This is a genomic window from Oscillibacter sp. (assembly GCF_032060045.1).
Lineage (GTDB): Bacteria > Bacillota > Clostridia > Oscillospirales > Oscillospiraceae > Oscillibacter.
The window spans coordinates 48,194-64,039 of sequence record NZ_DAMBZJ010000009.1 but is presented as its reverse complement, the minus strand read 5'-3'; the positions used below and the strand labels follow the sequence as shown (position 1 = coordinate 64,039).

Here is a 15,846-nt window from a genome sequence, read left to right as displayed (position 1 = left end):
TACAGCGGAAAGGCCAATTTCCTCCAGCTCCTTTGCAAGCGCACGTGCAAATTCCAACTGGGAAGGTGTGGAGGGATAGCTTTCACTGTGCATACTGGAAGTGGTGTCTTTGGAAATGTACTTTAAAAATCTATCTAACACGACTGACATGGATTTGTCTCCTCGTTATTATTCTTCCGCATAAATTGCAATCAACTCCTGAAGCATCCGAACCACCCGATCCATTCCCTCTATGGTGATATGCTCATACGGGCCGTGGAACGCCTGACCCCCGGTTCCCAAATTAGGGCAAGGGAGGCCCATAAAGCTGAGGCTCGCGCCATCGGTGCCACCTCGGGTCACTCTGATTTTCGGTTGAATTCCGGCGCGGCGCGCAGCCTTCTGCGCATTTTCGATGATATGGATACAAGGCTCTATTTTATCCTTCATATTGTAATAAACATCGGTAATTGTAATGGAAACGGTATGTTCTCCGTACGTTTCATTCATCTGCTCCACGATCCGACATAGAAGTTCCTTGCGCTGGCGGAATCGTTCCGTGCTGTGCTCACGGACGTTATAGATTAACTGGGCGTATTCCACGCTACCATGGAAATGCAGCAGATGGAAAAATCCTTGGCGTCCTTCGGTCTTGGATGGAATCTCGTCGGGTGGCAGCAGATTATTGATTTCAATGCCAATCAGCTGGGCGTTGATCATCACGCCTTTGGCCCTTCCGGTATGCATGTTTTTTCCGTTGATACTAATGACCACGCTGGCGGCATTGAAGTTTTCATAGACAATTTCGCCTTCTTCCCAACCGTCCAGTGTATAGGCATAGTTTGCCCCGAACTCCTCCAGATTAAATCTGGCGATTCCAGTGCCGACTTCCTCATCCGGGGTAAAGGCGATGCAGATTTTCCCATGCGGGCGTTTATTCTGAATAAGTTCTTCCAGCGCCGTAAGAATTTCAGCGATGCCTGCCTTATCATCAGCCCCCAGCAGAGAGGTTCCGTCCGTGGTAATCAGGGTGCTGCCCTTCAGCGTCTTCAGTCGCGGAAAGTCCAAAACCCGCAGCACCCGTCCGGATGTACCCAGTGTCACATCTTCCCCGTTATAGTTCTCAAGAATCTGTGGGTGGACATGCCGCCCGTTAAACTCCGGGGAGGTATCCATATGCGCGATGAATCCGATGGGCGTGACGTGCTCATAGCCGGGCGTTGCCTCAAGGCTTCCGTAAACAAAGCAATCGTTGTTGATTCGTGCGTTGTCAACGCCCATCAGCTTGAGTTCATACGTCAGCTGATGCGCCAGGTCGAACTGACGGAATGAAGTAGGCATCGTGTCTGCTTCCGGATCACTGGTCGTCCAGAAATTTACATAGTTTAAAAGCCTCTCATATGCCCGCATTCTCTTGCCCTCTTTCGAAAATATAAGGGGTTTCAATCTTAACGCAATACTAAAAGCAGACTGGAACAACGCTTCCCGCCCTGTGGGAAGTCTGTGGCTGCCGCTTGCGCGGCAGCCACAGACCGGACTTCTATATGACCACGGTTTTATTCCTGAATCGTCAGCCGACCGTCCTTCACCGCCACGCTGACACTATAGAACTTTTCGCAGATTCGAAGAAAGTCTAAATAATCCTGTACGCCTGCCGTCTCATAGGGAGAGTGCATGGCAAGTTGGGGCAGCCCAATGTCCACGGTGTTGACGGCAACCTGATTTCCGGAGAGGTTTCCCAGCGTGGAGCCGCCCAGCATATCGGAGCGGTTGTGGAAATGCTGCGGTGTGGTCCCTGCCCGGTCGCAGATACAACGGAACAACGCGTCCGACACGGCGTCGGTGGTGTATTTCTGGTTCGCACTATGTTTAATCACCACGCCGCCATTGAGATAGGGATGATTGGTAGGATCACACTTGTCGGCATAGTTGGGGTGCACGGCATGTGCGTTATCCGCCGAGACCATAAAACTACACGCAATGCTAGTGAGGTATTCCTCCTCGCTGCGGCCCGCACTGCCGTTGATCCGGTGCAGTGTATCCCGCAGGAACGTGGACGCCGCGCCTTGCTTGGTTCCGCTGCCCACCTCTTCATTGTCAAACATACAGAACACAGGAACACATTCAGCGGCGCTGCCCTGCAAAAAGCCCTGCAGAGAACCATACGCACACTCAATATCGTCCAGCCGGGGGGCAGAGAGGAAGCGTCCGCCGTCTCCCCACACGCAGCCGTGCATCCGATTGTAGAGGAATAGGTCGCTGCCGCGGATACTGTACGGCTCCGCACCGGCTTCCCGTGCCACCATGGAGAGGAAACTTCCCTTCTCCGAAGACCCGTCTCCCCAAAGGGGCAGCAAATCCTTTTGAACGTTATAGGAGTAACCGTCGTTGACATCTCGGTTCATGTGGATGGCCAAACTGGGGATCATCAATAGATCCCGGTCTACCCGCACCAGCCAGGATTCCAAGCCGTTCGGTGTCTCAACGATCAACCGCCCCGCCACAGAGAGAGGACGATCAAACCAAGGCGCGCAGAGCATCCCACCATATTTTTCAACGTTCAGTTTTACATATTGGTCCTCCACCCGCATCTCAGGGGTTTCCTTGATCTTAAAAGAGGGAGAGTCGCCGTGGCTGGCCACAATCTGGAATCCTGAATACTTCCGCGTGGGCAACCGGAAGGCGATGAGCGCCGACTGGTTGCGGACAACAAAAAATTGTCCCCCTTCATCAAGTTTCCAGATCTGGCTCTCCTCCAACTCTGTATATCCCGCCGTCAGCAACTGACGGCGCATATTTTCCACGGCCTGAAACGCCGTGGGGCTCTGTTCAATAAAAGACAATAAATCGTTGATCTGATCTGACATGTGAAACTCCTTACTTACCAACAATGTTCTGTTCACTGGAGTTTTGTGCCTTCAAATGCTCTCGCTTTGCAAGGTACGGCATGATAAAGCCCAGTCCAATGAGAATGAAAGGCGTGATGATGTTCAGCATCAGACGGAACGGGTCATCGGAGTAAATACCGCTTAAACAAGCATAGGCTGTCAAAGCGAAGCACCAGCCGCCCAGAAACATACCCAACCGCCGACTTTTCACAAAACGATAGGTCGCAGGGAACCGTTCCCCCGCCTTCTTCAGTGCAATATAGGCGGCAAACACCCACAAATAACGCAGCGGCATACACACAGAGTTCAACTTGACCAACCACCTGACTAGCACGTCTACATTGCTGATGCCCAATGCCGGTACAATAATTATAACAGAAACGATTGCAAATACAAGCTTCAAGCCGTTGGAATACGCACCGTATTTGTTCTGCTTAAGTAACGCAGTGGGGATATACTGCGTATCGACGTTATCGAGCATTATGCGCAAAGGTGCGTCCACAGAGAGGATGATTACGGAGATCTGTGTGATAATGTTGCAGATTGCATAGAGAATCAGGAACAGGTCGCCCAGTCCGTAATGCACGCCCAGTTGCTGGAAAGCGTAGTAAGCGCCGTTGGTCATCAAGTCGCCCGGAATATGATTGGAGTCAAACATCATTCCCAGTGCAATCGTACCAAGCACTGCGCAGAGAACCACCATACCGGTCAAGGCGATCATACCCTTAGAGAAGTCCCGGGACGGATCTTTCATCTTATTGACATAGGGCGACATTTTTTCACAGCCGCCCACAGCGTAAACCAGAATGGAAATGTTTAAAAAGAACGTCGCATTAAAATTTGGGGTGAACGTAGAGGGAGTCCAGTTAATGGAAAGCACTTGCGCATTTGTGAGCGCGGGCGCCGCAATCATCAGCAGGATGAAGAGAAGCGACATGGCAAACATGGCGGTTCCGGCCAGTGTGGAAAGCCTGCGTAACACGCGGATCCCTCGGCTGGCCAGCAGCAGCGCCACAATAAAAATTACCAGACGAATCAGCTGCATGGTCATGGTGCTCATTTGGCTGACACGGTTATCCCGAAAAATTGCCCAACTGCAGGCAATGATGACGCTGCCGGGTTTTTCCGAAATGTAAGGCATATGGACAATCCAATAGGTCCAGCCGGCAAAATAGGCCATTTTGGGACCAATCGTCTGGTTGATCCATGAACTGACACCACCGCCTTCATTCTTGAATGTGGAACCAAGTTCGCCCACCATCAGAGCGTATGGAATAAAGTAAATCGCAAAGATCAGAAGCCACGCCGCAATTGCTTTCAGTCCGCCGTACTCTGAAAAGCCGTTGATAATGTTGCCAAATCCCCATACAGTGCTGAAGGCCATGACTGCCAGACTATACCAGAGAATTTGGTTCCCGCTTTCCTTTTTCATGTAAAATCTCCATTCCTTTTGATTTTCCCCCTTGGTTTTTTGGTCATTTTAATTTTACATTAATTAAATAGTATTCGCAAATACATATACCGATATAGTAATTATAACAATTATGTTATAATGCAAGCGAACAACCGTGATGTTTTTTTAATCCAGCCCAGTTCCTCTCTGCACCCCGGTTTATTTCGCCTTTTGCGGCACAACGCCGCTGCGTGCCATGCGCTGCAAATTTGGTAATACAAATATTAATTGTGAAAACCATCTTAACAAAGGAGAAAACAAGTTATGTTTCATGGTATGGAGTATGTTTACGAGGTCTATAAGGAACAAAGCTTTTCCAAGGCGGCCCGAAACCTCTACATCTCCCAGCCCGCGCTCAGCAGCAGCGTCAAGCGAATCGAAGAGCGAATTGGCGTGCCGCTGTTTGATCGCAGCACCACACCGGTAAAATTAACAGAGTGCGGCGAACAGTACATTCAGGCGGCGGAACAGATTTTTAGTGCCCAGCGAAGGTTTTCCGGCTATCTGGACGATACCCGCATGCTGGAGGCGGGGCAACTGACAATTGGCGGCGTCGGTATGTTTGCATCTTATATCCTGCCCCCGCTGATCGCAGAGTATAAACGCAAATATCCTAAAATTACTGTAAGCATGATGGAGGAGAGCCAACCACAACTGGAAAAGTTGCTGTTTAATGGGAAACTGGACCTTGTTATGAATTACCAAGAATTTGCACAGGATGTTTTTGAAAGCTGCCCCTATCGGGAAGAACATCTCCTGCTGGCGGCACCGCAACAGTTTCCTGTAAACAGTTCTCTGCTTGCGTGGAGGCTCAGCCTTGATAATGTCCTCTCCGGCGACTATCTGGCCGAACGATATCCCCCAGTTCCACTGGAGGCTTTTGCTAACGAATCGTTTATTCTGCTTCGCCCCAGCAGCGACATCTATCAGAGGGCTATTCAACTCTGCAGCAGGTGTGGTTTTACACCCCGGGTTATTTTAACCTTGGAGCAGCAGTTGACGGCCTATAATATGGTCAGCACGGGTACAGGCGTCGCTTTCATCAGCGACACGCTGGCAAAAAACATTTTACCCCACCCAAACATTGCCTACTATAAACTGGATAGTAATTTTTCCCGACGGATTATCTATTTTTACTACAAGAAAAATCGTTATATCAGCCGAGCCATGGAGGAATTTTTAAATATTGCCTGCCGAGAGGAGGCGTAAACTCAACGCCCAATGTTTTGAAACTCTGCGATCTTATAGTTCCTGCCAATGGACCGTGTCAATCGATTTTATTGAGTCTACTGAGAATAAGTCAGTTCCTCAAGACATTTCTATTTAAATGTTCCATTTCATTACCTCATTGACACCGGTAAGATTTCCCTTGACATTTAATCCCGGGCGCACTAATGTATTAATATACCAATACATTAAGATCGGAGAAAGTAAATGAATACGATGAAAAATGCCTGGGTGAGACTCCTGACCTGCTGTTTTACTGCAATACTTCTGCTGAGCATTGGAGCGGGAGCTGTCGACCAAACTGAGTCAACCTCCCGTCAAGATGATCTTGACTATTTGTACACAACGTTAAAAATCAATCATCCCGATTTGTTTGCCAACGCGCCAGAGACTGTTTTTGAAGCAAGGAAAAGCCAGATCGAGCAACGGCTTAGCACGGAAAGCAGCTTTGATTTCGCGCTGGATTGCGCAAGTCTGGCTGCGCTGGCTAAAGACTCACATACCAACATCTCTTTGGGCAGCAGCGGGTACGATCTTCACATTTGCCTGTTCGATATGGACCTGTACGACGGGTCTTGGGTTTTGCGTGCAATCGACAGTGCCCATAAATCATTGTTAGGCTCAAAGATAACCGCCATAAACGGATATTCCATGGAGCAGGTTGTGGAAAAGTTCGGAACCATTCTCAGCGCGGACAATTTGGTAAAGCTACAGTATTCCTATTGGAAGATGTGCTATGTGCTGGAGCCGTATCAGTATCTGGGAATTGCCAAGCAAGGCGAGCCTATGCGCATAGAGGTGCAGGACTCCACAGGTAAAACCAGTACCTTGACGGTTTCTTCTGTGAGCCAGAGTGCCTTTCGGTCTGAGGATTTGGCGATGCTGAGCGATTGGCAGACAGGCCCGGCAACCACCGCCTACGACAAAACGAAGACCTATTTTGCAAAAGAATTGAACAGCACCACTTATTACATTCAATATAACAAATGTGCGGAAGATAAGGCCCTGCCTATGAAGCAATTCTGTCAGCAGGTTCAGGCTGCGTTGGATGCAGGGAGCTATTCTTTAATTCTGGTTGACCTGCGAAATAACGGAGGCGGCTCGGACGGCGTGATCATGCCGCTGCTGAGGCTTCTGGCGCAGCAGCGCGAGCAAGGCGTGCAGGTGGCGGGGTTGATCGGGAAACGAACATTTTCGTCTGCCATTATCAATTCCGTGGAGTTGCAGGAAATGGGGTTCGCGCTGGCTGGAGAGGCCACCGGCGGCAGCGTTGACCACTTTGGCGCAGTGCAGTCCTTTAAACTGCCCAATTCCGGCATGCGAATGGGTATTTCCTCGAAGTTCATTTCAATGAGCGGCTATTTTGACGCCGCCTCCGGAAAAGGCGTAGAGCCGCTCCAGCCCGACGTTAAAATTGTGCAGACACTCAGCGATTCTCAGGCAGGCAGAGATACGTGCGTAGAAAAGATTCTGGAAAATCCCGAGATTTTAAAATCTGCGGAACGCGCGGATGTCCCCATGACCCGTGGACGTTTTGTGGGGTTGCTGTTCCAGAAAGCAAGCACGCCCAAAGTTAGCATTGAGAGCCAGCCATTTAATGACGTTCTGGAGATTGAATGGTATCTTCCTGCGTTAAACTGGGGAAAGGCAACACAGATTGCGCGGGGAGACACCACGGGCAATTTTGCCTCTGCGCACGCTGTCAGTTGGCAGCAGGCCTCTGTCTTTCTGGTTCGTACTGCCGATGCATTGAAACTTCAACCTACGTCCGTGCGAAGCGACGCTGTACCGGATACACTGAAAACCACAACGTGGAATAAAGACGCTGTACAGAAAGCGTGGCGGTGGGGCCTGCTTCCAGAATACGGAGATTTTTCGGCCGCTCCCACTCGTGCGCAAGGTGAGACTATGATAAACCAACTGTTTGCCGCAAAATAAGTGCTATTTGTACGTTCTTATGGGTTCGTAGGTTTTTCAAAGCTTAATCGGCGCATTCGAATCGGCGCATTCGAAACGGTTACTTCTGGTCATACAATTCTGAGCGACTTGGGTTTCGTTTTGTGCTATAATAATTAATAACTCCCGGAGGCCCTCCATGTCCCACACATATCTCACCGCAAACGTCTATTGCCGCAGGTTGTTTGGCGGCAAGGTCTATAAGCTGGCGCTGTCCGCCGCGTCCACCTGCCCCAATCGGGATGGCACGGTGGGCGTGGGTGGCTGCGTATTTTGCTCGGAGGGCGGTTCCGGGGATTTTGCCGCGTCCGCCGCGCTTCCGGTTTCGCAGCAGATTGAGGATGCGAAGCGGATACTCGGCGCCAAAGGCGAGGGGCTCAGGTATATCGCATACTTTCAAAGCTACACCGGTACTTACGGCGACCTTGTGCGTCTTGAGCGCATCTACACCGAAGCGGCGGAGCATCCGGGCATTGTTGGCCTGTCTATCGCGACAAGGCCGGACTGCCTTGGAAGAGATTCGTTGGCGATGCTGAAGCGGCTGGCCTCAAAAAAGCCTCTCTGGGTGGAACTAGGCTTACAGACCGCAAACGAGGAAACGGCAAAGCGCATTAACCGGGGTTATCCTCTGGCAGTCTACGAAAAGGCAATGGCGGACTTGGCGGAACTGAACGTCCATCGAATCACCCATGTCATTCTCGGCCTTCCGGGGGAAACCCGCACGGACATGCTGGCAAGCGTCAAATTTGCCGGGCAATTGACGGATGGAATCAAGCTCCAGTTGCTCCATGTCCTTGAAGGGACGGCGCTGGCGGAAAGCTACCACCGTGGCGAATTTCGGACGTTGGAGCCAGACGAATACTACGAGTTAGTGGCCGACGCAGTGGAGCTGCTGCCGGAAAATGTGGTTGTCCATCGTCTCACCGGCGATGGCGCAAAGCGCGACTTGATCGCACCAAAATGGAGCGGCGACAAGAAACGTGTCCTAGCGGATTTAAACAGAGTACTCCGCGCAAGAGAAATTCAACCGACGAGGGTATAACGTGCATTACGAAGAATTCTGCAAACAGTTCAACATCTCGCTCAACGAGCAGCAGGCGCAGGCAGTACGGCACACCGAAGGCGCGGTGTTGCTGCTTGCCGTTCCCGGAAGCGGAAAGACAACCGCGCTGGTGGCGCGTCTGGGATATATGCTGTATTGCGTGGGCGTGGCCCCGGAGCGCATCCTCACGATGACCTATACGGTCTCGGCGGCCGGGGATATGAAAAACCGGTTTGCCACCATATTCGGCGATGAATACGCAGCAAGGCTTCAATTTCGCACGATAAATGGCGTATGCGCCTCCATCATCAACGGGTATGTAAGAAATAAGGGCACAGACGGCTTTGATCTGCTGGACGACAACCGGAAACTGCTCACCGAAATCTACCGGAAGCTGCGCGCCGACTATCCTGTGGACGGCGAAGTGAAGGAGCTTCAAAAGCAGATTACATATATCAAGAATATGTGCCTTACCCGTCAGGAAATAGACGCGCTTGATCTGGATGGGGCAGACATTGGCCCTATATACGATGCATATATTAAAGAAATGAAGCGCCGCCGTCTGATGGACTATGACGACCAACTGGTCTACGCGTACAACATCCTCAAGTCCCGTCCGGACATACTGAAGGCTTATCAGCGGAGATACCCATATCTTTGCGTGGATGAGGCGCAGGATACGTCCAAGATCCAGCATCGGATCCTTCACCTGCTGGCCGGCAAGAGCGGCAATCTCTTTATGGTAGGCGACGAAGATCAGAGCATCTACGGCTTCCGCGCCGCGTACCCGGACGCGCTGATGCGCTTTGAGGGGGAGTATTCAAACAGCACCGTCCTGCTTTTGGAAGAGAACTTCCGTTCTACGCCGGAGATTGTCTCGGCAGCGGAGAAATTTATCACTCGGAACACCATGCGGCATGAAAAGCATATGCGTGCTTCCCGGCCTTCCGGCGCGCCGGTGCGAAAAGTATCACTCGCAAGCCGAGCCGCGCAATACAGCTACCTCGCAAAAATGGCGCAGGGCGAACCCCAACGGGAGCTGTCCGTGCTGTACCGCAATAACGACAGCGCCGTGCCGCTAATCGACTTCTTGGACAGAAACGACATCCCCTATTGCATCCGCCAGACAGACGGTGTTTTCTTCACCAGCCGCACGGTTTCCGGCGTCCGCGACCTTATGACACTGGCACTCTCGCCGCTGGATACAGAGGCTTTCATGCGTATCTACTATAAGTTAAACCTACCCATAAGCCGAGCAGACGCCGAAAAGGCGGTGGAGTTCTGCCGGGCGGGGAAATGTGTGTCCCTTTTTGCTGCGTTAAGCCCCACCGGCAAAAACCCTGAGCGGATGATGGAAAAGCTTATCCAGCTTAGAGCGCATTTTGCTGCCCTAAGGACAGACAGTGCAGCGGATGCGCTGAAGCGGATGCGTTACCAAATGGGATACGGCGCGTACCTCATGCGGAACGGCGGCGACGACGAGCGGCTCTATCTGCTCTCACTGCTGGCATCCCGGGAAAAGAACATTGAAAGCTTTTTAAAGCGGCTGGATGCGCTTAAATGTATGCTTGAAGCGAGCGGCGACAGAAAGAGCAATCTAATCCTCAGCACGATACACTCAAGCAAGGGCTTGGAATACGACCGCGTTGCTGTCATCGATGCGGTAGATGGCATCCTACCCTCGGTGATGCTCAAACCGGGACAGGCTTTGGATAAAGACGAGCAAACCGCCTTTGAGGAAGAACGGCGGCTGTTCTATGTGGCAGCGACCAGAGCAAAAAACGAGCTTCTCCTTATGCGTTATGAAAAAACGCCAGAGAGTACGTTTATCCGGCAACTCTGCGAGCCGATGATGCTTAAATCAACCATGGAACAAAATAAGAAGATGGCACTGTCCCCAAGTCCGGCGGCAGCAGTGGCGCAAAGAATCCAGTGGATCGCGAAAGACTACATCAACGGTGCAAGTGTCGAACACAACGTATTTGGGCGTGGAATGATTACGGAAAAGGGCGGGGATACCGTCACAATCCGCTTTGCTGATGAAACGACAAAGCGCTTTATCCTGTCCACCTGTCTGGAAAAAGGGATGCTTAGGCTCCAGCAATAACTTGCGGAACGCATTTGTAAGCTGTGTTCAGGGTGTTCGTCCTTTTCATTGGGCGATTTGTTCAGGACGCGTTTAATCTCAGAAATGGATCATCAGTGTTTTGAAAAGGAGTGATGGTATGCCCCCCAAGAATCGTTTTTCCTCTGTACAAATATAAAGAACAAATTGTACAGAGGAGTGTATACTAAATGAATCGATTCGATAAACCGGTGGTTACAGGTGAGACCATCCGAGCAATGGAAGATATGTCTTTTTTTACCCATGCTCTTATTTTTGATGACTTACTGATTGTTGCCCAAAAAGAGACAAACTGCTTTGTATTAAAGACAAGGGATGGGCTGATCGTCATAGATGCAATCTGGCCGGCCCAAGAAGCGTTCAATGCCATTGTAAATGCAATTAAAGGGGTCGGATGGAATCCCGATACCATAAAAAAGCTAGTTTTAACCCATGGGCATGTGGATCACACGGGGTGTGGAAAATGGTTTGTTGACCAATACCATGTGAACACATACCTCTCCAAAGTTGATGATATCTATTGGCAGGAACACCCGACCAAGCCAGATAGGCCAGAAACATGGAAGGACTATGACATTGACCATTATCTGAAGGATGGAGACACCATAAAGCTCGGCGATAAAATAATATACGTCTTCAGCACACCCGGCCATACACCCGGATGCCTGAGTTATATATTTCCGGTCAAAGAAAACGAGGAAAATCATATGGCAGCCTTGTGGGGTGGGACTACACCTCCGTGGACAAAGCTCGGTGTGAAACAGTACCTGAAATCATTGGATTACTTTGCAGATGCGGCAATACGCAAAGATGTAGATGTGGCTTTAAGCAATCACACTTCCATTGACAATGGACTGGAACGCATTGCATATTCTAGGAAAAGAATGGCCTATATGCCTAATATCTATATAATTGGATCGCATGGATTTCAAAAATACTGTCAGGTTTTTCGGACAATGAGTTGCCAAATTTTAAAAGGACTATAAGTAATATAACTCCGCGCAAGAAATACGAACTTCACATATCGGATGCTTACGCAATGAAAAAAACAAGTTCTTTAATCGCCAAATTGAATTTATGGAGAATATTATGAAAAGATTGAACGACACGTGTAAGATCGCTGTAATTCAAGCTGCTCCCATAATGTTTGATAAGGACGCTTGTGTCGGAAAAGCAATTCATCTGATTCAAAAATCCGCTGGAGAGAATGCGGAATTAATTGTATTTCCAGAATTGTTTATTCCTGGATATCCCTACGGAATGACTTTTGGCTTCTCCGTTGGTAGCCGTAATCCTGATGGGCGCAAGGACTGGAAAATGTACTATGATAATTCCATCATTGTGCCAGGTCAGGAAAGCTCGCGCATTGGTCAGGCAGCGAAAGAGGCACACACTTATGTCAGTATCGGAGTATCTGAACGCGATGCTGTAACCGCTACACTCTACAACACAAACCTGTTTTTCTCGCCAGAAGGAGAATTAGTTGCCGTCCACAGGAAGCTGAAACCCACCGGTGCAGAGCGTGTTGTTTGGGGTGATGCAGACAACGCGTATTTTCCGGTTGCAGATACTCCGTGGGGAACGATGGGAAGCCTGATTTGTTGGGAGAGTTATATGCCGCTGGCGCGTGTTGCCTTGTATCAAAAAGGCGTCACTCTCTACATTTCACCAAACACGAATGACAATGAGGAGTGGCAGGCTACCATTCGCCATATTGCAATTGAGGGTCACTGCTATTTCATAAATTGCAATATGTACTTTACAAAAGCAATGTATCCAAAGCAACTGCACTGCCCGGATGAAATTGAAAAGCTCCCTGAAGTGGTATGCCGAGGTGGAAGTTGTATTATTGACCCCTATGGGCATTATGAAACTATGCCGGTATGGGACAGAGAAGAAATTATATATGCAGAATTGGATATGCAAAAGGTTCCTATGAGCCGTATGGAATTTGATGTTTGTGGGCACTATGCAAGGCCGGACGTGCTGGAGTTGATTGTTCACGAATAAACGAACTGGAATCCCAATTGTCAAATTCGAAATTGAATTCACCTTTGGCTAATGTTCATTATCGCTTCTCGTTTGTCCATCCCGCAAATCTAATTTAAACTGTTTAAGGGATGTCACAACTGAAAAACAACAAGACCGGGCTTGCGGACCTTATTTCTTACCCAATTAAAGTGCTCGCAAACGGTTTGAGCATTTGAATGATAATGGATTGCAAATATATGCCATTCATGATTAACTAAAATGGAGCTTCGTATTAAACAAGCCCAAGGGATACCTCCCTTGGGCTTGCCCACAACAATGGCGAAGTTTCCAGCTTCAAAGCCGATATTACAGTATTCAGAGGGTTTTACTATAAAATAAACTAACCTAAAACAGGTAAAACGGTGATCTTTGAGATGCGGGAATCTGAAAGAACCGAACGGAATCTTTTAAGGTACCCAAAAATTTTCAATCACATAAGATGCCTTATAGTTTATTTTGACAGGAGGTAAAACCCATGTGTACGGCCATTACTTCACAGTCTTTACCGGGGACAGCCTACCTTGGAAGAAACATGGACTTCTCCTATCCACTCCAGCCGCATTTTTATTTTTCACCAGAAAATTACCGATGGACAAACGTGATAACCCGAAAGGAAATATGCAATCCATACAGTTTCATGGGGATTGGACAGGAACTGGACGGGGTACTCAGTTTTTTCGACGGGGTCAATGAGCACGGCTTTGCGGCCGCTACTTTGTACTTTGCGGGATATGCCAAGTATGATCATGCCACTGTGCAAAATGTGTCCGCCACGGAGGTGGCGTCCTATGATTTTCTCTCTTACATTTTGGGGCATTGCGCGTCGGTAGAAGACTTCCTGTCGCAGATGGACCAAATTCATATCATAGGCGTATCAGATCCGCTGACGCAAACGGTGGCTCCGTTGCATTGGATTGCCCAGGATCGCACTGGAAATTGTGTTGTTCTGGAGCTGACGGACAGAGGGGCCGAGATGTACTACAATCCAATCGGTGTTTTGGCCAACAGTCCTGATTTTCCGTGGCATATGACGAACCTTCGCAATTATATGAATACATCACCCCTGCAGACGGAGAAAGCAGTTTGGGGGGATGTTCAGCTGACGCCCTTTGGCCAGGGCGGGGGAACCATGCCTTTGCCTGGCGGGTATACTTCTCCGGAGCGCTTTGTACGGGTAGCCTATCTAAAAACGCATCGTCTCGCTTCGGAAAACACCGAGGCTGCAGTCATCTCTTTCTTTCAGATTATGAAAAGTGTGTCAATCCCCCAAGGGGCTGTTGTGACCGTACGAGGTACAAATGATTACACACAGTATACATCCTTTATTGACCTGCACAGCCGCAAATACTTCTTCAACACCTACGAAAATCTACAAATTAAAACGGTGGATTTCCCTGTTGCTCTGGCATTATCCGCCACAATCATTGACCTCGGACGCCTTGTACAACCCATGACCTTTGGAAAACTATAATGTCTTATTCTCATAAGAAGCAAGCGGAGACGCATTTTGATCTCTCATCATCGCATAAAATTATTGTATAAAAACATATTTTGAGGAGGTTTAAAATGTCATATTCACCAAACTTGAGTTCCCCATTCACCGGCGGTATGAACAAGAGCAAGACCACCTGTTCCACGTCCGGCATGTGCTCCATGTGCACCAGAGACTGCCCTGGTACCTGTGAAATTGCGCTTTCAGCCGTGCTGGGCTCTCAAACCGTGTACCCCATCACCACCGGCGATAATCAAATAGCCTCTGAAAAAATCTATCCCGTTGATTACTCTCATTTCAATATTAACGGACGGGTATTTGGCGCGCGGGGAATTGCAGAGGATATGGAGCAAGCTGCGGTTTTTAACATGGATTTATCCGCATCCTATGGAACGCACAATCTAATTGATATGGATTTGCCCTTGATTCTTCCCGCACTGATAAAACTCAACTGGAAGGACTATTTTGCCGGCGCGGCCATGGCCGGCGTAAGCTGTGTAATCGGTGAGCACGCCAGAAATAACGACCCAGAGCACGTTATTAAAAATGGACAGGTTGTGGACTTCCCTTTTCTCGCCTCCATCCGAAAAAGCTATGAGCCATATTACCGCGGCAAAGGCCAAATGATCTTGCAGTGCAACCCCGACGACGATTTGCTAGGCGTTCCTCAAATCGCTTTACAAAAATACGGCTTTGATGCGATTGAAATTAAATTTGGGCAGTCGGCAAAGGGTGTCCAGCCTGTTATAAAAGTCAAGAATATAGAAACCGCACTGAAAAAGAAAGCGCTGGGAAATCTGGTTCATCCCGACCCTGAGGATCCAGCGGTGCAAAAAGCATATGAGAACGGTGTCTGTCCCAATTTTTATACATACGGCAGATTCCCCATGTGGACAGAAGAAACCATTTCAAGGCACATTGAGCTGCTTCGCTCCATGGGCGCTAAAAACATCTACTTCAAAATGGCGGGTTATGACCCGGTTGACTTGGAGCGGGTTTTAAGGATGGCCAGCGCCAACGGCGTTGATATGGTGACTTTTGATGGCGCTGGTGGCGGCTCAGGCTACAGTCCGTCAAAAATGATGAACGAGTGGTCCTCCCCTACCGTCATGCTTGAAAACCAGGTGGTGGGTCTGGCAAAAAAGCTTCAACGCGAGAATTTACCTCTTCCGGCGATTACAATAACGGGAGGTTTCGCCAGTGAGGACCAGGTATTCAAGGCACTTGCCTTTGGAGATGGGCTGGTGAAAAGTGTCGGTCTGTGCCGCGCCTCCATGGCGGCGGCTATGACGGGCGAGAGCATCGGAAATGAAATTAAGAGCGGCACCATTCGTCCCCTGTTTCAGAAGTACGGCTCAACCGTGGAAGAAATTTTCGGTGATTTGCCGGATCTCTGCGCCATCTACGGAACCGAGGCGCATAGTTACCCCACCGGCGCGATCGGAGTCTTTTCCTATTTGAGGAAAATTGGTTTTGGCATCGCCCATTTTGCCGCGCTGAACCGGAAGTTCAATTTGTCGCTTTTGGACCGGAGCGACCTCATTCCACTTACAAGCGACGCACATAATCTATTAAACGGATGCTTTAATTTAGTATCTTCTTGTAAATAATTAGCACTACGCGTGATTCAATAAAACATTTCTATAAAATTCC

General features: G+C 49.2%; 11 protein-coding genes and 1 pseudogene. 8 read left to right on the top strand and 4 right to left on the bottom strand.

The window, feature by feature from the left end; all coding sequences use genetic code 11:
- The 4 genes and pseudogenes from RT018_RS05525 to RT018_RS05510 all read right to left on the bottom strand — a co-directional run.
- Nucleotides 1-150 (bottom strand): annotated as a pseudogene (locus tag RT018_RS05525) (peptidase T); the annotation flags it as partial.
- Between the two features lie 18 nt (nt 151-168).
- A complete protein-coding gene (gene pepT, locus RT018_RS05520; RefSeq protein WP_312940009.1) occupies nt 169-1,389 on the bottom strand; it encodes a peptidase T in 1,221 nt (406 codons plus the stop codon).
- 146 nt (nt 1,390-1,535) lie between these two features.
- Nucleotides 1,536-2,846 carry a M18 family aminopeptidase gene (locus RT018_RS05515; protein ID WP_312940008.1) on the bottom strand — a complete coding sequence of 437 codons (1,311 nt, stop codon included), beginning with the start codon at nt 2,844-2,846 and terminating at the stop codon, nt 1,536-1,538.
- Between the two features lie 10 nt (nt 2,847-2,856).
- Entirely contained in the window at nt 2,857-4,299 is a 1,443-nt protein-coding gene (locus tag RT018_RS05510) for an amino acid permease (protein WP_312940007.1), read from the bottom strand.
- A 285-nt stretch (nt 4,300-4,584) separates the two neighbouring features.
- Between RT018_RS05510 and RT018_RS05505 the strand changes: the two genes are divergently transcribed.
- From RT018_RS05505 to RT018_RS05470, 8 genes are all read left to right on the top strand, one after another.
- Nucleotides 4,585-5,529 (top strand): LysR family transcriptional regulator, encoded by a 945-nt coding sequence (locus RT018_RS05505; protein ID WP_312940006.1) that lies wholly within the window; start codon nt 4,585-4,587, stop codon nt 5,527-5,529.
- A 225-nt stretch (nt 5,530-5,754) separates the two neighbouring features.
- Nucleotides 5,755-7,485, top strand: a complete 1,731-nt coding sequence (locus RT018_RS05500; RefSeq protein ID WP_312940004.1) for a hypothetical protein — start codon at nt 5,755-5,757, stop codon at nt 7,483-7,485.
- Between the two features lie 157 nt (nt 7,486-7,642).
- The gene (locus tag RT018_RS05495) at nt 7,643-8,545 is read left to right on the top strand and encodes a TIGR01212 family radical SAM protein (protein ID WP_312940003.1); all 903 of its coding nucleotides are present in this window, start codon (nt 7,643-7,645) and stop codon (nt 8,543-8,545) included.
- 1 nt (nt 8,546) lies between these two features.
- Nucleotides 8,547-10,652, top strand: a complete 2,106-nt coding sequence (locus tag RT018_RS05490) for an ATP-dependent helicase (protein WP_312940002.1) — start codon at nt 8,547-8,549, stop codon at nt 10,650-10,652.
- 188 nt (nt 10,653-10,840) lie between these two features.
- Complete coding sequence (locus tag RT018_RS05485; RefSeq protein WP_312940000.1) at nt 10,841-11,656, top strand: MBL fold metallo-hydrolase; 816 nt, start codon at nt 10,841-10,843, stop codon at nt 11,654-11,656.
- A gap of 103 nt (nt 11,657-11,759) precedes the next feature.
- Complete coding sequence (locus RT018_RS05480; protein WP_312939999.1) at nt 11,760-12,680, top strand: carbon-nitrogen hydrolase family protein; 921 nt, start codon at nt 11,760-11,762, stop codon at nt 12,678-12,680.
- A gap of 496 nt (nt 12,681-13,176) precedes the next feature.
- Complete coding sequence (locus RT018_RS05475; RefSeq protein WP_312939997.1) at nt 13,177-14,172, top strand: choloylglycine hydrolase family protein; 996 nt, start codon at nt 13,177-13,179, stop codon at nt 14,170-14,172.
- A 95-nt stretch (nt 14,173-14,267) separates the two neighbouring features.
- Nucleotides 14,268-15,803 (top strand): glutamate synthase-related protein, encoded by a 1,536-nt coding sequence (locus RT018_RS05470; RefSeq protein WP_312939996.1) that lies wholly within the window; start codon nt 14,268-14,270, stop codon nt 15,801-15,803.
- Nucleotides 15,804-15,846: the final 43 nt, after the last annotated feature.

Coding starts and splice junctions, on each gene's coding strand:
- RT018_RS05470 (WP_312939996.1), top strand. CDS start 14,268: ATGTCATATTCACCAAACTTGAGTTCCCCATTCACCGGCGGTATGAAC.
- RT018_RS05500 (WP_312940004.1), top strand. CDS start 5,755: ATGAATACGATGAAAAATGCCTGGGTGAGACTCCTGACCTGCTGTTTT.
- RT018_RS05475 (WP_312939997.1), top strand. CDS start 13,177: ATGTGTACGGCCATTACTTCACAGTCTTTACCGGGGACAGCCTACCTT.
- RT018_RS05485 (WP_312940000.1), top strand. CDS start 10,841: ATGAATCGATTCGATAAACCGGTGGTTACAGGTGAGACCATCCGAGCA.
- RT018_RS05510 (WP_312940007.1), bottom strand. CDS start 4,299: ATGAAAAAGGAAAGCGGGAACCAAATTCTCTGGTATAGTCTGGCAGTC.
- RT018_RS05495 (WP_312940003.1), top strand. CDS start 7,643: ATGTCCCACACATATCTCACCGCAAACGTCTATTGCCGCAGGTTGTTT.
- RT018_RS05515 (WP_312940008.1), bottom strand. CDS start 2,846: ATGTCAGATCAGATCAACGATTTATTGTCTTTTATTGAACAGAGCCCC.
- pepT (WP_312940009.1), bottom strand. CDS start 1,389: ATGCGGGCATATGAGAGGCTTTTAAACTATGTAAATTTCTGGACGACC.
- RT018_RS05480 (WP_312939999.1), top strand. CDS start 11,760: ATGAAAAGATTGAACGACACGTGTAAGATCGCTGTAATTCAAGCTGCT.
- RT018_RS05505 (WP_312940006.1), top strand. CDS start 4,585: ATGTTTCATGGTATGGAGTATGTTTACGAGGTCTATAAGGAACAAAGC.